Here is an 18,788-nt window from a genome sequence, read left to right on the forward strand (position 1 = left end):
CGGGCGCGTACCCTCGCCTGCGTGACTGACGTGACCGACACCCAGCCGCTGCGGCCGCGACACCCGAGACCGGTTCCGCTGGCCGCCCTGGTCGGTGACCGGGTGAGCGGCCGGGATCTCGGCGACGTCGAGGTCACCGGGATCAGCCTCAGCAGCCTGCGGGTCTGCCCGGGCGACCTCTACGCCGCCCTGCCCGGCGCCCGAGCGCATGGGATCGAGTACGCCCCCGACGCCGTCGCGGCCGGTGCGGTGGCGATCCTCACCGACGACGCGGGGGCGGCCGCCGCACCGGCCGGGGTGCCGCTGCTCGTCACCGATGACCCGCGCGCGGTGCTGGGGGCGGTCTCGGCGACCGTCTATGGCCAGCCTGCCACGGCGTTGCGTCTGGTGGCGGTGACCGGCACCCAGGGCAAGACCACCACCACCCGGCTCGCCGAGTCGGCGTGGCAGTCCGGCGGGGTCCCGGCTGCGGTGATCGGCACCGTCGGCACCCGGGTGGCGGGTCGCGACCTGGCCACCGTGCTGACCACCCCCGAAGCACCCGATCTGCACGGCCTCTTCGCCCGGATGCGTGAGGACGGCGTGACCGCCTGCGCGATGGAGGTGTCCAGTCACGCCCTGGTGCTCGGTCGCGTCGACGGCGTGGTCTTCGACGTTGCCGTGTTCACCAACCTGGGGCGCGACCACCTCGACTTCCACCGCGACCTGGAGGACTACTACCAGGCCAAGGCCGTGCTGTTCACGCCCGAGCGGACCCGGCTGGGTCTGGTCAACATCGACGACGAGCACGGCCGCCGGCTCGCGGCCGAGGCGACCGTGCCGGTCCGCACCTATGCGGTCGAAGCGGAGGACGCGGACTGGCGGGCGATCGACGTCCGGCTCGGGGCGGACGGATCCACCTTCACCGTCCTCGGCCCCGACGGAGTGCGGGTGGCGGCAGCGGTGCCGCTCGCCGGCGCCTTCAACGTCTCCAACGCGTTGGCCGCGATCGCAGCCAGCGCCGAGGCCGGCCTGGACCCGGTGCTGGTCGCGGCCGGGATCGCCACCGGCCCGGGAGTTCCGGGCCGACTCGAGCGTGTCGACGTGGGGCAGGCGTGCATCGCGATCGTCGACTACGCCCACAAGCCCGACGCGGTGGCCGCGGTCCTCGACACGCTCCGGCCGCTCACCGGCCGGCTGGTGGTGGTACTCGGCGCCGGTGGGGACCGGGACCCGGGGAAACGGACCTCGATGGGGGCGGCCGCAGCCCGCTCTGCGGACCTGCTCGTGGTCACCGACGACAACCCACGGTCGGAGGATCCCAGCGCCATCCGCGCCCAGATCATCGCCGGGGCCGCCGGCCAGTGCGACGTGGTGGAGGAGGGTGATCGCCGGCTGGCGATCCGTCGTGCCGTCCGTGGCGCGACGGCTGGTGACATCGTGGTGGTGCTCGGCAAGGGCCACGAGACCGGCCAGGAGTCCGGGGGTGTGGTGCGTCCGTTCGACGACCGGGTGGTGCTGGCCGAGGAGTTGCGTGCGCTGGAGGCGACCCCGTGATCGCGATGACGCTGGCCGAGATCGCGGCCGTGGTCGACGGCCGTGTGTGTGACGACACCGGCGTCGTGGTGACCGGCCCGGCCTTCGTCGACTCCCGGGCCGTCGAGCCGGGAGGCCTCTTCGTCGCGGTGGCCGGCGAGCGCGTCGACGGCCACGACTTCGCGTCGGCCGCGGTGGCCGGTGGCGCCGCCGGGGTGCTGGGTACGCGTGCCACCGGCGTACCGACAGTGCTGGTCGAGGACCCGGTCCTCGCCCTGGGTCGACTGGCCCGCCACGTGGTGGACCGGCTGGTCGCCGACGGCCTGGTGGTCCTCGCACTCACCGGCTCGGCGGGCAAGACCGGCACCAAGGACTATCTCGCGCACCTGCTCGGTGTGAGCGGCCGGTGCGTGGCCACGGCGGGCAACCTCAACAACGAGCTGGGGGTGCCGCTGACCGCACTCCGAGCCGACCCGGCGACCGATCATCTGGTGGTGGAGATGGGGGCCCGGGGCGTCGGCCACATCAGCTACCTCTGCTCGGTGGCGCCCCCGAGCGTGGCTGCCGTGCTCAACGTGGGCACCGCCCACCTCGGTGAGTTCGGTGGCCCCGACGCGGTCGCCCAGGCCAAGGGCGAGATCGTCGAGTCACTGCCGACCGACGGCACCGCGGTGCTCAACGTCGACGACCCGAGGGTCACCGAGATGCGCAGCCGGACCGGTGCCCGGGTCATCGGGGTGGGCCACGGTGACCACGCCGACTTCCGGCTCGGTCCGGTCGAGTTGGACGACCTCGGTCGGCCGGCCGCCGACCTGTACTGGCCAGACGGCACCGCCCGGCTCGCCCTGGGCCAACCGGGGGAGCACCAGCTCGGCAACGCGGCGGTGGCCGTGGCGATGGCGGTGGCCACCGGCATGGACGCCGCGACCGCGGTCGCGGCACTGGCCGACGCGCCCACCGGGTCGCGGTGGCGGATGGAGCTCGACACCCGTGCCGACGGAGCACTGGTGCTCAACGACTCCTACAACGCCAACCCCGAGTCCGTCCGTGCGGCGCTGGACACGCTGGCGGTGTTGGGGCAGCGCAACCAGCGGCGCACCATCGCCGTACTCGGCGAGATGCGCGAGCTCGGGGACACGGCCGCGCAGGCGCATCGAGCGGTCGGCCGACACGCGGCCGAACTCGGGGTCGACGTCCTGGTGGTGCTGGGCACGCCGGGGGAGTGGTACCTCGAAGGGGCGCTGGCCGCCGGCTGGCAGGGTGAGGTGTTCGTCACCGCGAGCCGCGACGAGATCGTCGCCTGGGTGCGGGAGAATGTCGGCGCGCGCGACGCCGTCCTGGTGAAGGCCTCCCGGGGAGTGGCCCTGGAGGCGGTCGCCGAAGCAGCACTCGCAGTGACGGCAACTGAGGAGAGTCGATGAGAGCGATCCTGATGGGTGGGGGGCTGGCCCTGCTGATCTCCCTGATCGGCACCCGCTACGCGATTCGCTACTTCACCCGCAAGGGGTACGGGCAGGAGATCCGCGACGACGGGCCCACCAGCCACCACACCAAGCGGGGCACCCCGACCATGGGTGGCACGGTGATCATCCTGGCGGCCGTGGTCGGCTACTTCGGCGCCAAGCTGATCACCGGGCAGGTGCCGTCGGCTTCGGCGCTGCTGCTGCTCTTCCTGTTCGTCGGGATGGGGGCCGTCGGCTTCCTCGACGACTTCATCAAGGTCTACAAGCAGCGCAATCTCGGCCTGCGCAGCAAGGCCAAGATGATCGGCCAGACCGTCATCGCGTTGACCTTCGGAGCGCTGGCACTGTCGCCCTGGCTGGCCGATCACCGGGGAAGGACGCCGGCCTCGGAGCACATCTCCTTCCTCCGTGACATCGGGTGGCTGGCGTTGCCGCCGATCCTGGCCGTGCTGCTGATCTGGTTCCTGATCACCGGCTTCAGCAACGCCGTGAACCTCACCGATGGCCTCGACGGGCTGGCCACCGGCGCCTCGATCCTGGTCTTCGGCGCGTACACGATCGTGAACATCTGGCAGTTCAACCAGTTCTGCGCCATCGAGCCGGGTCCCACCTGCTACGAGGTGCGAGATCCACTCGACCTGGCGGTGGTCGCCGCGGCGATCACCGGGGCCTGTTTCGGCTTCCTGTGGTGGAACGCCTCACCGGCCCAGATCTTCATGGGCGACACCGGGTCGCTGGCCCTGGGCGCGGCGCTGGCCGGGCTGGCGGTGCTGACCCGCACCGAACTGCTGCTCATCATCCTCGGCGGCATCTTCGTCATCGAGACGGTCTCGGTGATGCTGCAGGTGGGCTACTTCAAGGTCACCCGCGGCAAACGGATCTTCCGGATGGCGCCACTGCACCACCACTTCGAGATGCTCGGCTGGGAGCAGGTCACGGTGGTGATCCGGTTCTGGATCCTTACCGGCCTCTTCGTGGCCGGAGGGCTGGGCCTCTTCTACGCCCAGTGGGTGGTGAACATCTGATGGACCCCCACACCCTGGGGCGGCACGACTCGTGGGAGGCCGTCCGGGCCGTGGTGGCCGGCTTCGGTGTCTCCGGCTTCGCGGCCGCCGACAACCTCACCCACCTGGGTGCGCGGGTGACCGTGCTCGACGAGTCCGGCACGGGCCGGGCCGAGGAGGCCGAGCTGCTCGGCGTCCTCGGTGCCGACGTCCGTCTCGGGCCCGGCTGCACGGCGGAGTTGCCGGAGCAGGCCGACCTGCTGGTGGTGTCGCCGGGATGGCGTCCCGACGCCGCGCTGATCCGGCAGGCCCAAAAGCGCGGCGTCCCCGTCTGGGGTGAGGTGGAGCTCGCATGGCGGCTTCGGGACCCGGGCGTGCGCAGCGAGTGGCTGGCGGTCACCGGCACCAATGGCAAGACCACCACCGTGCAGATGCTGCAGGCGATCCTGGCCGCTGCCGGTCGCCGGAGCATCTCGGTGGGCAATGTGGGGATGCCGATCGTCGAGGCGGTGATGGACGGCATCGAGTACGACGCGTTGGCGGTCGAGCTGTCCAGCTTCCAACTGCACTACACCCACTCGATGAGCGCCCAGGCGGCTGCCGTGCTCAATGTCGCCGAGGACCACGTCGACTGGTACACGGGCTGGACCGGAGACGTGGACCCGATGACCGCCTACGCCCGGGACAAGGGCCGGATCTATGAGCGGGTCAGCTCCGCCTGCGTGTACAACCTGGCCGACCCGGTCACCGAGGACCTGGTCCGTGAGGCCGACGTGATCGAGGGAGCCCGGGCGGTCGGCTTCACGCTGGGCACACCGCCGGTCGGCTGTCTCGGCGTCGTCGACGGCATCCTGGTCGACCGGGCGTTCATCGCCGAGCGTGAGCACAGCGCCGCCGAGCTCGCGACGGTGGCGGACCTGGCCAACCCGGATGGCTCGCCGGCGGCGCCGCATCAGGTCGCCAACGCGCTGGCGGCCGCGGCGTTGGCGCGAGCCCACGGCGTACCCCAGGCGGCGGTACGTGACGGGCTGGCCGGCTTCCAGCCGGAGCCGCACCGGATCACGCCGGTCGGCACCATCGACGGTGTGCGTTGGGTCGACGACTCCAAGGCGACCAACCCCCATGCCGCCCGATCGTCGCTGGCCGCCTTCGACCACGTGGTCTGGGTCGCCGGGGGTCTCGCCAAGGGCGCCCGCTTCGACGACCTGGTCGCCGGGGTGCGCGACCGGTTGCGGGGTGTGGTGCTGATCGGCCGGGACCGGGATGTGATCGCGGACTCGCTGACCCGACACGCGCCCGATGTCCCGGTCATCGCCGTCGATGGCGGTGAGACTGGGACACACGAACTGATGGACCGTGTCGTGGAGGCGGCCGCCGGTCTCGCCCGCTCGGGTGACACCGTGCTGCTGGCGCCGGGATGTGCGTCCATGGACCAGTTCGCGAACTATGCGGAGCGTGGCGACCGGTTCACCGCAGCGGTGGCCAGGCGAGCACACGGAGACTGAGTACGGCGGACGAGGAGGAGCCCACTGGTGACCACAGTGCAGGCCCCCTCGATGGTGCGGGAGCGGATGCGCGCACTGCGCAGCGCCCTGGACCGGCCACTGAGCTCGTACTACCTGCTGTTGAGCGCCTCGGCCCTGCTGCTCACCATCGGGCTGATCATGGTGCTCAGCTCCTCCAGCGTCTACGCCTTCCGGGTGTACGACGGCGACTCGTACGCGATCGTGCGCCGACAGTTGATGTGGGTGGGCATCGGGCTGCCTTGTGCGTGGGTCGCCTCCAGGCTGCCGATCCGGCTGGTCCGGGCTCTGGCCTGGCCGGCCTTCGGGGCGTCCGTGGTGATGCTGACGCTGACCCAGGTGGGCCTGGGGCGCGAGATCGGCGGCAACACGAACTGGCTGGCCGTCGGCCCCTTCCAGGTGCAGCCGGCCGAGGTCGCCAAGCTGGCGATCGTGCTCTGGGCCGCGCACATCTACGCCAACAAGGAGCGCCGTCTCGCAGAGTTGGCGCACGTGCTGATCCCGGTGGTGCCCGGACTCCTGCTGATCACCGGCCTGGTGATCTGGGGTCGTGACCTGGGCACGGCGCTGGTGATGATGGGGATCCTGCTGGCGATGCTCTGGGTGGTCGGCGCCCCCGCCCGGCTCTTCGCCTTCGCCTTCACCGCACTGGGGGTGGCGGCGTTCGCGCTGGCCGGGACCAGTTCCGTCCGGGTGGCCCGGATCATGACCTTCACCGACCCGTTCAAGGACTACCTGGCCACCGGCTGGCAGCCGGCCCACGGCCTCTTCGCGCTGACCTCCGGTGGCATCTTCGGCAAGGGGATCGGGGCGAGCCAGCAGAAGTGGGGCCAGCTCCCTGCGGCGCACACCGACTTCGTCTTCGCCGTGCTCGGCGAAGAGCTCGGCCTGGTCGGCACCAGCCTGGTGGTCCTGCTGTTCGGGGTGATCGCCTTCGCGGCCATCCGGGTGGCGTTGCGCACCGAGGAGCCGTTCATCCGCTACGCGACCTTCGGGATCGTGGCCTGGTTGTCCGGCCAGATGGTCATCAATGTGGGCATGGTGCTCACCCTGCTGCCGGTGATCGGCATCCCGTTGCCGCTGCTCTCCTTCGGCGGTTCCTCGCTGGTGCCCACCCTGGTGGCACTCGGTCTGCTGGTCGGTTTCGCTCGCCGGGAACCCGAGGCCGCGCTCGCGCTGGCGGCCCGCCGCCGGACCCGAGCCGTCGGTCTGTCCGGCCTGGGGCGCAGGGCACACTGAGCACATGCGCGTCCTGCTCGCCGGCGGAGGAACTGCCGGCCACACCTCCCCGCTGCTGGCCACTGCCGACGCCCTGCGCCGGTTGCGCCCCGACGTCGAGATCACCTGCCTGGGCACCCCGCGGGGACTGGAGAACACCGTGGTGCCGGCGGCCGGCTTCCCGCTGGAGCTGATCCCGCCGGTGCCGCTGCCACGCAAACCCGGCGCCGACCTGTTCCGGGTGCCGGGGCGGCTGCGGGCCGCGGTCAAGGAGACCCTGGCGGTCCTCGACCGGGTCCAGCCCGACGTGGTGGTCGGGTACGGCGGCTATGTGTCGATGCCGGCCTACCTCGCGGCCCGACGGCGCACCCTGCCGCTGGTGGTGCACGAGCAGAACGCGTTGCCGGGACTGGCCAACAAGGTCGGTGCCAGGCTCGCGGACCGGGTGGCGGTCAGCTTCCCCGACACCCGGCTGCGTCACGCCGAGTACGTCGGCCTGCCGATCCGGCGGATGATCTCCATGCTGGACCGGGAGGCGATGCGTGCCGAGGCCCGGGAGTTCTTCGGCCTGGACGCGCAACGCCCGACCGTGCTGGTCACCGGAGGGTCGCAGGGCGCCCGCAGGCTCAACCAGGCGGTCTCTGCCGCGAGCGGAGCGTTCGCGGACGCCGGCGTACAGGTCCTGCACGTGATCGGCCCGAACGGCGAGGCACAACCGAAGCAGACGGGAGTGCCCTACGTGGTGGAGAAGTTCGTGGACCGGATGGACCTGGCCTATGCGGCCGCCGATCTGGTGATCTGTCGTGCCGGCGCCTCCAGCGTCACCGAGGCGGCCGCGACGGGCCTGCCGGCCATCTTCGTGCCGCTGCCCATCGGCAACGGCGAGCAGGCGCACAACGCCGCACCCGTGGTGGCCGCCGGTGGCGGGCTGATGGTCGAGGACAGCGCGCTCACACCGGACTATGTGGCTGCCACTGTTCCCGCGCTGGCCGTGGACCGGGCCAGGCTGCAGGTGATGGGGCAGGCAGCCGCGGCGCTGATCCGCCGGGACGCCGACGACGTGCTGGCCCGGATCGTGCTGGAGACGGCCCGATGAGGGTCGACGTTCCGGCACGGGTGTTGCCCGCCGAGGAACTCGGGCGGGTGCACTTCATCGGCATCGGCGGCGCCGGGCTCTCCGCGATCGCCCGGATCATGCTGGAGCGGGGGATCGAGGTCAGCGGCAGCGACGCCAACGACTCGCCGACGCTGCAGGCACTGCGCGACCTCGGCGCCCGGGTGCACGTGGGACACGCCGCAGAGCACCTCGGCGACGCCGACACGGTGGTCGTGTCCACGGCGGTCCGCGAGGACAATCCCGAGGTGGTCGCGGCCCAGGCTGCCGGGCTGCGGGTCTGGCCGCGATCGGCCGCCCTGGCCTCGGTGATGGCTGGCCGGCGGACGCTCGCGGTGGCCGGCACGCACGGCAAGACCACCACGACGTCGCTGCTCACCGTCGCCCTGCTGGCTGCGGGGGCGGACCCCACCTTCGCCGTCGGTGGGGAACTGCACCAACTCGGCACCAACGCCCGGCACGGCTCCGGGGCGGACTTCGTGGCCGAGGCGGACGAGAGCGACGGCGCCTTCCTGGTCTATTCGCCCTACGCTGCGGTGGTCACCAACGTCGAGGCCGACCATCTGGACAACTGGGGCACCGAGGAGGCCTACCGGGCCGCCTTCGAGGAGTTCCTGGACCGGATCGACGCGTCCGGCTTCGTGGTCTGTTGCATCGACGACCCGGGTGCGGCCGCGTTGGCCGACGTAGCGAGGGGGCGGGGGCTGCGGGTGGTGGCCGTCGGTGAACACCCCGACGCCGACTACCGGCTCAGCGACGTCAGGTTCGCCGGCCGGGACTCGGCGGCCGAGGTGTGCCACGGGCCGGACCTGCTGGGCACCCTGCGGTTGCAGATCCCCGGCCGGCACTATCTGGTCGACGCGGTCGCGGCGCTGGCGCTGGGCCTGGAGCTGGGTCACGACTTCGAGGCGTTGACCGCGGGGATGGCCGGCTTCGCCGGCACCAAGCGTCGGATGGAGTTCAAGGGGGAGGCGGCCGGCGTCCGGGTCTTCGACTCCTATGCGCACCACCCGAACGAGATCACCGGAGACCTGGAGGCGGCTCGAGCGGTCGCCGGCGACGGGCAGCTGGTGGTGGCCTTCCAGCCGCATCTGGTCTCCCGTACCCGGATCTTCGGAGCCCAGATGGGGCGGGCGTTGGGAGCCGCCGATCAGGTGGTGGTCCTGGACGTCTATCTGGCACGCGAGGACGCCGACCCGGAGGTGACCGGAGGCACGGTCGCCGCCGCGGTGCCGTTGCCCGACGAGCGGGTCTCCTTCGTCGCCGACCGGGCCCGGGTGGTCGGCGAGCTGATCGCCCGGAGCAACCCCGGTGACCTGGTGCTGACCCTGGGCGCCGGCGATGTCACCGAGGTCGGCCCGCTGCTGCTCGCTGCGCTCTCCGACGGTCGCGATGGCTGAGCGGACCGAGGTCGACCCGTCCCAGCGGGAACGCCAGCGGTTCGTCCGTCGGCAGTGGTCACGGCGGTGGCTCACCTGGCGTCCGGTGCTGGCCGTGGTGCTGCTGCTGGCAGCGTTGGTCGGCGGCGGGTGGCTGGTGTTCTTCTCCGACCACCTGGCGCTCGTCGATGCCGAGGTGACCGGGGTGGACGGTCTGCCTGCCCAGCGGGTGATCAGTGCGGCGGAGCTGCCGGTGGGCACCCCGCTGGCCCGGGTGGATCTCAAGGCCGTGCAGAGCCGAGTGGAGGCGCTGGCGCCGGTGAAGTCCGCCGAGGTGTCCCGCGCCTGGCCTGACGGGCTGCGGATCGAGGTCACCGAGCGGGTGCCTCTCGCGATCGTCGAGGTCGGTGGATCGATCCGGGCGATGGACGCCGAGGGCGTCCTCTTCTTCGGGTACGAGACCGCCCCGGACGGGCTGCCGCGGGTGGTCACCGGTGGCGCCACCCAGCGGGAGGCGCTGGCTGAGGGTGCGAAGGTGATCGCGGCGCTGCCCGAGGAGGTCGCGGCCGAGGTGGATCATGTCGAGGTGCGGACCGTGGACCGGATCTCGTTGCTGCTGCTCGACGGTCGCCGGGTCGAGTGGGGCAGTGCCGAGGGTTCCGCGGAGAAGGCACGGGTGCTGGCCGCGCTGCTGGCACAACCCGCCGCGGTGTACGACGTCTCGGTGCCGGGGCAGCCGACCACTCGTTAGTCGATGCCCTCGGCGATCAGTGCCGCCACCGCGGCCACCGCCTCGGGTTCGCCGGTGAGGTCGACCTGGTCGCCGCGCCCCCAGGCCCAGCGTGCCAGGTCCTCGACCGTGCCGGTGGCGGTGACCCGAGGTGTCCCCTCGGAAGCCCGGAGGGCGCGGGGAACGTCGTACCAGGTGCCCGAGGTGGGCTGGGTCCCGCTCCAGCGGCCCACCTCCACCAGCCAGTCGGCGCCGGTGTCGGTCGCCACGAAGCGGGCTGTGGTGGCGACGTCGTAGCTGGCCCATCCGGGCAACCATCCCCACATCACGTCGACGCAATGGTCCACCGCGCCGGCGGCGACGTCGGGGCTGATCGGGTCGGGGGTGAGCCCGGCGGTCAACTCGGCGTCGATCCGGTGGAAGGTGGCCTCGTAGGTCTGCATCCGACGGGTGAACCCGACGGTCTGCTCCGCGGGCCACCATGTCCAGCGTGGTTCGTCGTCGCCCAGGCGCTCCAACTCGGCGAGCAGGTCGGCGGTGGCGCGTTCACGCAGTCGCAGCAGCGACGCGGTGTCGGTGGGTCGGGTCGGCTTCGCCTCGTCCACGGCCGCCACCTCGGCATCGGTGAGCGCTCCGCTGCGAAGGATCCCGCCCCAGAAGAGGTGGACCTCGGTGAGGTGCCAGAGCAGGTCGTCGGCCGACCAGTCCGGGCAACTGGGGCAGCGGGCCTGCGGGTCGGTGCCGGCGAGAACCTCAGCGAAGCGGGTGGCTTCGTCGCGGATCACGGACTCTCGGTGCATGACCTCACGCTACTGGCGGCAGCAGGCCGAGGGAATCGAATTGATCTGCGGCCGGGACGGATGCGGATCCGTGGACAAACTTCGGGCCGACACGCGGCGTGTTGCCCGGGAATCACCCCGACTCGGCCCTACTGTCTTCAGCATCACAAGGTTGACATAACTCTAACCCTCAGCCTCAGGGTTAGAGTTCCGGAGCAGGATCCCGGATCGTGTCGATCGCGTGGCTTCCCCTCCAGCATCAGACAACCGACACGATCCAACGGAAGGCGAGCCGTCATGGCAGCAGCGCAGAACTACCTGGCCATCATCAAGGTCGTCGGCATCGGTGGGGGAGGCGTCAACGCCGTCAACCGGATGATCGAGGTCGGGCTCAAGGGCGTCGAGTTCATCGCCATCAACACCGACGCGCAGGCGTTGCTGATGAGCGACGCGGACGTCAAGCTCGACATCGGCCGTGAACTGACCCGAGGGCTCGGAGCCGGAGCCAACCCCGAGGTGGGTGCCCAGGCTGCCGAGGATCACGCGGATGAGATCGAAGAGGTCATCAAGGGCGCCGACATGGTCTTCGTCACCGCCGGCGAAGGCGGTGGCACCGGCACCGGCGGCGCTCCGATCGTCGCCCGGATCGCCCGTTCGCTGGGCGCCCTGACCATCGGTGTGGTGACCCGGCCGTTCGCGTTCGAGGGACGGCGGCGGGCGAACTCCGCCGAACAGGGCATCGCCAACCTCCGCGAGGAGGTCGACACCCTGATCGTGATCCCCAACGACCGGCTGCTCTCCATCAGCGACCGCAGCGTCTCGATGCTGGACGCGTTCAAGCAGGCCGACCAGGTGCTGCTCCAGGGCGTCTCCGGGATCACCGACCTGATCACCACCCCGGGCCTGATCAACCTCGACTTCGCCGACGTGAAGTCGGTGATGGCCAATGCGGGCTCGGCGCTGATGGGCATCGGGTCGGCGCGCGGCGACGACCGGTCCGTGGTGGCCGCAGAGATGGCCGTCTCCTCGCCGCTCCTGGAGGCCTCGATCGACGGCGCGTACGGCGTACTGCTCTCCATCGCCGGTGGTTCCGACCTCGGTCTCTTCGAGATCAACGAGGCCGCCGCGCTGGTGTCGCAGGCGGCGCACCCCGAGGCCAACATCATCTTCGGTGCCACCATCGACGACGCTCTGGGCGACGAGGTCCGGGTGACTGTCATCGCCGCCGGCTTCGATGGTGGACAGCCCAAGCGTCGCGAGGAGGGCGCCAGTGTGCTCGGGCGGCCGCAGCCGAAGAAGCAGAGCCAGGAAGAGGTCCGCGACGCCGTCCGTCAACTCCAGGGCCAGCAGGCTCCTGCTCCCGCGCCCAGGCAGCCCGAGTCGGTCCCGGCCGGTGCCGCTGTCCGTGCTCCGCAGCAGCCTCCGGCGCCGGTCGCGCAGCCCCGCCAGGTGCAGTTCGATGACGACGACCTGGACGTGCCCGACTTCTTGAAGTGAGCCGGGTGTACTCGTTCCGCACCGCCATCGGCCCCGTCGACCTGGCCTTCACGGACCGGTTCGGCGGGGTCAGTGCCGCTCCCTTCGATGAACTCAACCTGGGGATCAACACCGCCGACCTGCCCCACCGAGTCGCCGAGAACCTGCACCGGGTGCTCCACGACTTCGCGCCGGAAGCGACCCCGGCCCGGGCGATGACGCAGGTGCACGGCGACCGGGTGGCGGTGCTGGCCGATGCGCTCGACGACCCCGGCGAGGCGGACGGGCTGGTCACCGACGCGGCCGACCTGGTCCTGGTGGTCCGCGTCGCCGACTGTGTGCCGGTGCTGCTCGCCGACCCGGTGGTCGGGGTGGTCGGCGTCGCCCACGCCGGTCGCCGGGGCGTGCAGGTGGGGCTGGTGAGCCGGGTCGTCGACCAGATGCGGGCGTTGGCCGCGGAGCGGATCACCGCCTGGATCGGCCCCCACATCTGCGCCGGCTGCTACGAGGTGCCCCCGTCCATGCAGGACGAGGTGGCTGCCATCGAACCCGAGACGCGCGCCCTCACCTCCTGGGGAACTGCGTCGATCGACCTGGCTGCCGGGGTGCGTGCCCAACTGGGGCGCTCCGGGGTCGAGGTGATCGACGCGAGCCGCTGCACCCGCGAATCCGCGGATCTCTACTCCCACCGGCGCGACGGCGCCGAAGCCGGGCGGCTCGCCGGCCTGGTGCGGATCCGGAGTGCGGCATGAGTCGCCGGGACGCGCTGGCCGCGAACCTGGCTGCCGTGCACGCCCGCATCGACGATGCCTGCGCCGCGGCCGGACGGGACCCCGGAGCGGTCCAGCTGGTCGTGGTCACCAAACACTTCCCGGCCAGCGATGTGGAGTTGCTCGCCGGGCTCGGGGTCACCCATGTGGGTGAGAATCGTCACCAGGAGGCGATGGCCAAGGCGGCCCAGGTGACGGCCCCGGTGACCTGGCACTTCATCGGGAGCCTGCAGAGCAACAAGGCCGCCGCGGTCGCGTCGTACGCCGACGTGGTGGAGTCGGTGGACCGGGCCAAGCTGGTCGCCCCGCTGGGGCGCGGACGGCTCGCTCGCGGCCTGCCGGAGCCGCTGGACTGTCTGGTCCAGGTGAGTCTGGATCCGCCTTCGGCTGGGCCGGGTCGCGCCGGCGCGGACCCCGACCGGGTGCTGGAACTCGCCGCCCTGATCGCTGAGGCCGACGGGCTGAACGTCGCGGGCGTGATGGCGGTGGCGCCGCTCGACGAGGACCCGAGGGCGGCTTTCGCCAGGCTGGCAGTGGTGGCTGAACGACTCCGGTCCGAGCACCCCGAAGCCCGGGTGCTGTCAGCGGGGATGAGCGGCGATCTGGAAGCAGCGATCGCACACGGTGCGACACACGTGCGTGTCGGACGCGCGGTGCTCGGAGAGAGGGAGTTGAACGGGTAATGTCACAGCACAAGAACGCATCCTCACCGGATGCGCCGTTGGTGAAGGGCGAGAAGTCATGAGCGCGATGCGCAAGATCGGCGAATACCTCGGCCTGCTCGAGGACACCGGCCGGTACGACGAGTACGACGACCATGTGGACGAGTCGCGCGCGCCGCGCCGTCAGGCACCTCGCCCGGCACAGCCGGCTCCGGTGGCTGACCTGGCCCAGCGCCGCCGTCAGGGCCCCAGCGCGGTGGTCGCCGAGCTGTCTCGGATCACCACCTTGCACCCGCGCACCTACAACGAGGCGCGCACGATCGGCGAGAACTACCGCGACGGCACGCCGGTGATCATGAATCTCACCGAGATGGACGACGCCGACGCCAAGCGTCTCGTCGACTTCGCTGCGGGGTTGATCTTCGCCACCCGAGGAACCATCGAGCGAGTGACCAGCAAGGTGTTCCTGTTGTCTCCTCCCAACGTCACCGTCGCCGCCGAGGACAAGCAGCGGATCGCCGAGGACGGCTTCTTCAACCAGAGTTGAGTGTTGCGTGGCTGTCATCGGTTATTCCCTCTACTGGCTTCTCCTCGCGTTCATCGCCCTGCTCTGGGTGCGCTTCATCGTGGACTGGGTGCAGGTCTTCGCGCGCTCCTGGCACCCCAGCGGGGCGGTGCTGGTCGGGCTCGAGGTCGTCTACTCGGCCACTGACCCGCCGATCAAGGCGCTGCGCCGGGTGATCCCGCCGCTGCGCCTGGGCAACTTCGCGCTGGACCTGTCCTTCCTGGTGGTCCTGGTGGGTGCGTACCTGCTGCTCTCCGTGGTGGGGAGTATCTTCTTGCGATGAGTCCGCTGTCGCAGGTGGACCCGTCGAGCCGCTATCGTTCGACCATCTGAATGTTTTCTGCCGACCAAAGAATGGGTGAAGTCATGCCGCTGACGCCTGAGGACGTGAGCAACAAGCGCTTTACTCCTGTCCGGCTCCGCGAGGGGTACGACATGGGTGAAGTCGATCAGTTCCTCGACGAGGTGGAGGCCGAACTGCACCGGCTGAACCTGGAGAACAGCGAACTGCGCTCCAAGCTCTCGGCGGTCCAGGCCGGCGAGCCGATCCCGGCCACTCCGGCCCCCGCGCCTGTGGTCGTGCCGGAGCCGACTCCGGCACCCACCCCGGAGCCCACCCCCGCCCCGGTCGAGGTGGCGGCTGCGGCCGGCATCGAGACGATCCGGGTGGTGACCGTCCCGGAGGCCTCCAATGCCGCAGCACGGCTGCTGGAGATCGCCACCCGGAACGCGGAGGAGCTCGTTGACGAGGCGAAGAACGAAGCCGATGCCATCGTCGGCGCCGCCCGCACCAAGGCCGAGCGCCTGGAGGCCGAGGCGAAGATCAAGTCCGACCGCGTCGAGTCGGATGCCCGGCAGCGTGCCGAGATGCTGGACAGCGAGACCTCGGACCGTCGCCAGCAGTTGTTCGGTGACCTGGAAAAGGAGCGGGACAAGCTCAGCGCCGACGTCGAGACGTTGCGCCAGTTCGAGCGCGAGTACCGCTCGCGCTTGAAGAGCTACTTCACCTCGCAGCTCGCCGTGCTCGAGACCGGCATGGACAGCGAAGTGCCAGGGGACCTTGCGCCGGCACCGAAGCGACTCCGCTCGGTCGACGACGAGGGCTGATCCGCCTCACGCACCGTCTCAACGACGCGCCCGGAACGACTGCTGGTCAGTCGTTCCGGGCGCGTCGGGTTGAGTAGTCCCCGTGGACGGGCTAGCCTCCCACCACTCAAGTGTGGTGCAGGCCACGCACGCTCGGCCCGAGGAGGCCCGCTCCATGGCAAGCAGGACGCGAGTTGGCTCGGCGGCAGCGGCCGCCAAGCGCGTGATCACACGCGGCGCCAAGAAGGCAGCCCCGAAGAAGGCTGAGCCGGCGAAGAAGGCGCCGGCGAAGAAGGCGCCGGCGAAGAAGGCGCCCGCGAAGAAGGCGCCCGCGAAGAAGGCGCCCGCGAAGAAGGCGCCCGCGAAGAAGGCGCCCGCGAAGAAGGCGCCCGCGAAGAAGGCCCCCGCGAAGAAGGCCCCCGCGAAGAAGGCCCCCGCGAAGAAGGCGCCCGCGAAGAAGGCGCCCGCGAAGAAGGCCCCCGCGAAGAAGGCCCCCGCGAAGAAGGCCCCCGCCAAGAAGGCGTCGGCTCCGCTCGTCGTCCTCCAGGGCGAGGACGCGTGGACCAAGGCCGAGCTCGCCGAAGTGGTCGCCGAACTCACCGAGCAGCGCAGTCGTCTGGTTGTGGAGATCCACGACCAGGAGGAGGAACTGGCCGGGCTGATGCGAGACTCCGGCGATGGAGCGGGCCACGACCAGGCCGACGTCGGTGCCACCAGCTTCGAGCGTGACTACGAGCTCATCGTCGTCAGCAACGCACGCGACATGATCGCCCAGATCGACCGGGCGCTGGCCCGCATCGACGATGGCAGCTACGGCATCTGTGAGTCCTGCGGTCAGCCGATCGGCAAGATGCGATTGATGGCATTCCCCCGTGCCACACTGTGCCTGTCATGCAAGCAGCGTCAGGAGCGCCGCTGATCAGCGGCGAACACACCACGTCCCAGTCCCACCGACCCCGGCGGGGGCTCTTCGCGGCCACCGCCGTCACGGCATACGTCATAGACATCGTGACCAAGGTGTTGGCAGTCGAACACCTCAGCGGTCGCCCCGACGTCGAACTGGTCGGGTCCTTCCTGACCCTGCACCTGACCCGCAACCCCGGCGCCGCGTTCAGTTTCGGCACCGGGTTCTCCCAGATCACGGTGGTGCTCACCGGCGTGGCCCTGATCGCCGCCGTCGTGATGCTCGTGCTCAGTCTCCGACTGCGGGACCGGATCTGGGCCCTCGGACTCGGACTCGCACTGGCCGGCGTACTCGGAAATCTGACCGATCGGCTGTTCCGGGAGCCCGGCCCGTTCCGTGGGCACGTCGTCGACTTCCTGCAGTTGCCCAACTGGCCCGTCTTCAACGTCGCCGACATGTGCATCAATGTCGGGATCGGTCTGATCGTCCTGCAGATCCTGCGTGGCATCCACCGGGACGGCAGCCGTGAGGAGCGCGCCGCGTGAGTGACCAGCGTGTGGTGCTGGTCCCAGAGGGGTTGGCGGGGGAGCGGATCGACGCCGCGATGGCGCGGATGTTCGGGGTCTCCCGGACCCGAGCAGCAGAGCTGATCAGCCAGGGCTTGGTGCACCTCGATGGCGTCTCGGTGGCCAAGTCTGATCGGGTCGGCGCCGGGGCGATGCTGGACGTCACCATTCCCGTCGAGGCCGACCCGCTCGCGATCGAGCCCGAGATCGTCGAGGGCATCGGGATCATCCACGACGACGACTCCATCGTGGTCATCGACAAGCCCGTCGGGGTGGCGGTGCACCCATCCCCGGGCTGGAACGGACCCACCGTGGTCGGCCACCTCGTGGCGGCCGGGTTCCGGATCGCCACCAGTGGCGCCTCAGAGCGTCAGGGCATCGTGCAACGGCTCGACGTGGGCACCTCGGGGGTGATGGTGATCTGCAAGTCCGAGCACGGGTACTCGCTGCTCAAGAATGCCTTCCGCCGCCGCGCGGTCGACAAGACCTACCACGCGCTGGTGCAGGGACACCCGGACCCGTTCGAAGGCACCATCGATGCGCCGCTGGGCCGACACCCCCGGTCGGATTGGAAGTTCACCGTGCGCGCCGACGGCAAGCCGTCGATCACCCACTACCGGACCCTGGAGGCGCACCGGTTCGCGAGCCTGCTCGAGATCGAACTGGAGACCGGCCGTACCCACCAGATCCGGGTGCACATGCAGGCTCTGAAGCACCCCTGCGTCGGCGACCTCACCTATGGCGCCGACCCCGTGCTCGCCGAGCGGGTCGGGCTGACCCGGCAGTGGCTGCACGCGGTCAAGCTCGGCTTCGAACACCCCGACTCCGGTGAGTACGTCGAATTCACCTCGCCGTACCCCGATGACCTTCAACACGCCCTGAACGTCATCCGCGACTCGCACTGACAGGACGAGGTATGAGTTTTCGGCCGCCGAGGTGTGAGTTCTCGGCACCCGAGGTGTGAGTTCTGGGCACCCGAGGTGTGAGATCTGGGCCGCCGAGATGTGAAACTTCGGCCGCCGATGTTTGAAACCTCGTCGTGGGGGGTAGGACTGCTTCGTGCGAGGACAGGTGAAGAGCGAACGTCAGGGGTGGCGCCGTCGACTGGTGGCCGTTGCCGGTCTCACACTGGTGGGCGGCGGGCTGGTCGCCTGCGGTGGCTCCGGGCGCGCCGAGGTCGGCGACGTGGTCCCCGTGTCGGGGCAGGTGCAGGGGCGCATCGTAGACGTGGAACTGCCCACCGGGAGGCTCCGGTTCACCGTCGGCGAGGGGCAGGAGCGGCTGACGGACTTCGATGTCCGCGACCGGGTCGACCGTCTCGCTCCGGCCGATGGCCAGTACGTGCCGCTCAGTTGGCAGTACCGCGAGACCTACGCCGACTCGTGGTTCGCCGACGCGGAGCAGCCCGTCGAGGTGGCGCTGGTGGTGGGCGACGTACGCCGTGACCTGGCCAGCCTGCCGGCGGGGGACCACAGCGACCCTGAGGCGATCTTCGTCGCCGTGGGGGGCGACAACGCTCGGGTCGAGGTCAGCTACGACGGACTCGTGCAGGTCGTGGACCTGGGCGCTGGAGAGCTCGAGCCCACGGACCGGGCCGTGCCCCCGGGAGAGGTGCTCCGCCTCACCGGGGGGCCCTGCCCCGTCGAGGGCTGGCGGGATCAGACGGACCCGGCCTGGGAGTTGCAGGGGTTCCAGTCCTGCCAGGTGACCGCCCAGGTCGTCAGCTACCTCCCCGGCCATGGCTGGGCGGAGCCCGATCGTGCCTGGCTCGGCCTGTCGGTGACTGCGGACGCCGCGCTGGCCTACCGGGAGGACACCGACGAGCTCTCGGCGATCAGCGACCTGCGGTGGGATCCGCGGATCGGCGACGCCGGGCCGGTGGCGAGCCTCGGAGACGTGCACGTCTTCGACATCGACTACCCGATCACCGCGCAGCTCCAGGTCGATCTGACCCTCGACCTGGAGCTCAAGGACGGGACGACGTTGAGGATGGTCTCGCCCGGACCGGAGTGGGTCTTCGACTGAATCGACGCC

Annotated in this window: 18 protein-coding genes and 1 pseudogene; 18 read left to right on the forward strand and 1 reads right to left on the reverse strand. The window is 70.6% G+C overall.

Annotation, left to right across the window (positions count from 1 at the left end; genetic code table 11):
• Positions 1–21 precede the first annotated feature (21 nt).
• Genes JKG67_RS00115 through JKG67_RS00150 form a run of 8 tightly spaced genes read left to right on the forward strand, consistent with a single transcriptional unit; the run spans position 22 to position 9,967 of the window.
• A complete protein-coding gene (locus JKG67_RS00115) occupies positions 22–1,536 on the forward strand; it encodes a UDP-N-acetylmuramoyl-L-alanyl-D-glutamate--2,6-diaminopimelate ligase (protein ID WP_504739125.1) in 1,515 nt (504 codons plus the stop codon).
• Between the two features lie 5 nt (positions 1,537–1,541).
• The gene (locus JKG67_RS00120; RefSeq protein ID WP_238997802.1) at positions 1,542–2,936 is read left to right on the forward strand and encodes a UDP-N-acetylmuramoyl-tripeptide--D-alanyl-D-alanine ligase; all 1,395 of its coding nucleotides are present in this window, start codon (positions 1,542–1,544) and stop codon (positions 2,934–2,936) included.
• On the forward strand, positions 2,933–4,003 hold the full coding sequence (gene mraY, locus JKG67_RS00125) for a phospho-N-acetylmuramoyl-pentapeptide-transferase (protein WP_203335245.1): 1,071 nt from the start codon (positions 2,933–2,935) through the stop codon (positions 4,001–4,003). Before JKG67_RS00120 ends, mraY begins: the two co-directional genes overlap by 4 nt.
• Positions 4,003–5,487, forward strand: coding sequence for a UDP-N-acetylmuramoyl-L-alanine--D-glutamate ligase (gene murD / locus JKG67_RS00130; protein WP_203335246.1), 1,485 nt, complete (start codon positions 4,003–4,005; stop codon positions 5,485–5,487). Before mraY ends, murD begins: the two co-directional genes overlap by 1 nt.
• 27 nt (positions 5,488–5,514) lie before the next feature.
• The gene (gene ftsW / locus JKG67_RS00135; protein ID WP_307816343.1) at positions 5,515–6,744 is read left to right on the forward strand and encodes a putative lipid II flippase FtsW; all 1,230 of its coding nucleotides are present in this window, start codon (positions 5,515–5,517) and stop codon (positions 6,742–6,744) included.
• A gap of 4 nt (positions 6,745–6,748) precedes the next feature.
• Positions 6,749–7,819 (forward strand): undecaprenyldiphospho-muramoylpentapeptide beta-N-acetylglucosaminyltransferase, encoded by a 1,071-nt coding sequence (gene murG / locus JKG67_RS00140; protein ID WP_203335247.1) that lies wholly within the window; start codon positions 6,749–6,751, stop codon positions 7,817–7,819.
• Entirely contained in the window at positions 7,816–9,237 is a 1,422-nt protein-coding gene (gene murC / locus JKG67_RS00145) for a UDP-N-acetylmuramate--L-alanine ligase (protein WP_203335248.1), read from the forward strand. The genes murG and murC overlap by 4 nt, the downstream gene beginning before the upstream one ends.
• Positions 9,230–9,967: a cell division protein FtsQ/DivIB gene (locus JKG67_RS00150; RefSeq protein WP_203335249.1), complete on the forward strand. Its 738-nt coding sequence runs from the start codon at positions 9,230–9,232 to the stop codon at positions 9,965–9,967. The genes murC and JKG67_RS00150 overlap by 8 nt, the downstream gene beginning before the upstream one ends.
• Here the strand turns inward: JKG67_RS00150 and JKG67_RS00155 are convergent.
• Positions 9,964–10,746: a maleylpyruvate isomerase family mycothiol-dependent enzyme gene (locus JKG67_RS00155; RefSeq protein ID WP_203335250.1), complete on the reverse strand. Its 783-nt coding sequence runs from the start codon at positions 10,744–10,746 to the stop codon at positions 9,964–9,966. The genes JKG67_RS00150 and JKG67_RS00155 overlap by 4 nt on opposite strands.
• A 276-nt stretch (positions 10,747–11,022) precedes the next feature.
• Here JKG67_RS00155 and ftsZ point away from each other — a divergent pair.
• The 10 genes and pseudogenes from ftsZ to JKG67_RS00205 form a co-directional block, all read left to right on the forward strand.
• A pseudogene (ftsZ, locus tag JKG67_RS00160) lies at positions 11,023–11,962 on the forward strand (cell division protein FtsZ); the annotation flags it as partial.
• Between the two features lie 256 nt (positions 11,963–12,218).
• Positions 12,219–12,953 carry a peptidoglycan editing factor PgeF gene (gene pgeF, locus JKG67_RS00165; protein WP_307816345.1) on the forward strand — a complete coding sequence of 245 codons (735 nt, stop codon included), beginning with the start codon at positions 12,219–12,221 and terminating at the stop codon, positions 12,951–12,953.
• The gene (locus JKG67_RS00170; protein WP_203335252.1) at positions 12,950–13,654 is read left to right on the forward strand and encodes a YggS family pyridoxal phosphate-dependent enzyme; all 705 of its coding nucleotides are present in this window, start codon (positions 12,950–12,952) and stop codon (positions 13,652–13,654) included. The genes pgeF and JKG67_RS00170 overlap by 4 nt, the downstream gene beginning before the upstream one ends.
• A 58-nt stretch (positions 13,655–13,712) precedes the next feature.
• Entirely contained in the window at positions 13,713–14,180 is a 468-nt protein-coding gene (locus JKG67_RS00175) for a cell division protein SepF (protein WP_238997760.1), read from the forward strand.
• 7 nt (positions 14,181–14,187) lie between these two features.
• Positions 14,188–14,481, forward strand: coding sequence for a YggT family protein (locus tag JKG67_RS00180; RefSeq protein ID WP_203335253.1), 294 nt, complete (start codon positions 14,188–14,190; stop codon positions 14,479–14,481).
• An 83-nt stretch (positions 14,482–14,564) separates the two neighbouring features.
• Entirely contained in the window at positions 14,565–15,305 is a 741-nt protein-coding gene (locus JKG67_RS18750; RefSeq protein WP_203335254.1) for a DivIVA domain-containing protein, read from the forward strand.
• Between the two features lie 115 nt (positions 15,306–15,420).
• On the forward strand, positions 15,421–16,203 hold the full coding sequence (locus JKG67_RS18985; RefSeq protein WP_307816346.1) for a TraR/DksA family transcriptional regulator: 783 nt from the start codon (positions 15,421–15,423) through the stop codon (positions 16,201–16,203).
• The gene (lspA, locus tag JKG67_RS00195; RefSeq protein ID WP_203335256.1) at positions 16,176–16,733 is read left to right on the forward strand and encodes a signal peptidase II; all 558 of its coding nucleotides are present in this window, start codon (positions 16,176–16,178) and stop codon (positions 16,731–16,733) included. Before JKG67_RS18985 ends, lspA begins: the two co-directional genes overlap by 28 nt.
• Positions 16,730–17,659 carry an RluA family pseudouridine synthase gene (locus JKG67_RS00200; protein ID WP_203335257.1) on the forward strand — a complete coding sequence of 310 codons (930 nt, stop codon included), beginning with the start codon at positions 16,730–16,732 and terminating at the stop codon, positions 17,657–17,659. Before lspA ends, JKG67_RS00200 begins: the two co-directional genes overlap by 4 nt.
• A 154-nt stretch (positions 17,660–17,813) precedes the next feature.
• Entirely contained in the window at positions 17,814–18,779 is a 966-nt protein-coding gene (locus JKG67_RS00205) for a hypothetical protein (RefSeq protein WP_203335258.1), read from the forward strand.
• Positions 18,780–18,788 lie beyond the last annotated feature (9 nt).

It is taken from the genome of Nocardioides limicola (assembly GCF_016827675.1).
Lineage (GTDB): Bacteria > Actinomycetota > Actinomycetes > Propionibacteriales > Nocardioidaceae > Nocardioides > Nocardioides limicola.

What these genes read in the sequence shown, in the direction of transcription:
- murG (WP_203335247.1), top strand. Translation starts at nt 6,749, where the DNA reads ATGCGCGTCCTGCTCGCCGGCGGAGGAACTGCCGGCCACACCTCCCCG.
- JKG67_RS00150 (WP_203335249.1), top strand. Translation starts at nt 9,230, where the DNA reads ATGGCTGAGCGGACCGAGGTCGACCCGTCCCAGCGGGAACGCCAGCGG.
- mraY (WP_203335245.1), top strand. Translation starts at nt 2,933, where the DNA reads ATGAGAGCGATCCTGATGGGTGGGGGGCTGGCCCTGCTGATCTCCCTG.
- JKG67_RS00155 (WP_203335250.1), bottom strand. Translation starts at nt 10,746, where the DNA reads ATGCACCGAGAGTCCGTGATCCGCGACGAAGCCACCCGCTTCGCTGAG.
- murC (WP_203335248.1), top strand. Translation starts at nt 7,816, where the DNA reads ATGAGGGTCGACGTTCCGGCACGGGTGTTGCCCGCCGAGGAACTCGGG.
- JKG67_RS00170 (WP_203335252.1), top strand. Translation starts at nt 12,950, where the DNA reads ATGAGTCGCCGGGACGCGCTGGCCGCGAACCTGGCTGCCGTGCACGCC.
- JKG67_RS00175 (WP_238997760.1), top strand. Translation starts at nt 13,713, where the DNA reads ATGAGCGCGATGCGCAAGATCGGCGAATACCTCGGCCTGCTCGAGGAC.
- JKG67_RS18750 (WP_203335254.1), top strand. Translation starts at nt 14,565, where the DNA reads ATGCCGCTGACGCCTGAGGACGTGAGCAACAAGCGCTTTACTCCTGTC.
- JKG67_RS00120 (WP_238997802.1), top strand. Translation starts at nt 1,542, where the DNA reads ATGACGCTGGCCGAGATCGCGGCCGTGGTCGACGGCCGTGTGTGTGAC.
- murD (WP_203335246.1), top strand. Translation starts at nt 4,003, where the DNA reads ATGGACCCCCACACCCTGGGGCGGCACGACTCGTGGGAGGCCGTCCGG.
- lspA (WP_203335256.1), top strand. Translation starts at nt 16,176, where the DNA reads ATGCAAGCAGCGTCAGGAGCGCCGCTGATCAGCGGCGAACACACCACG.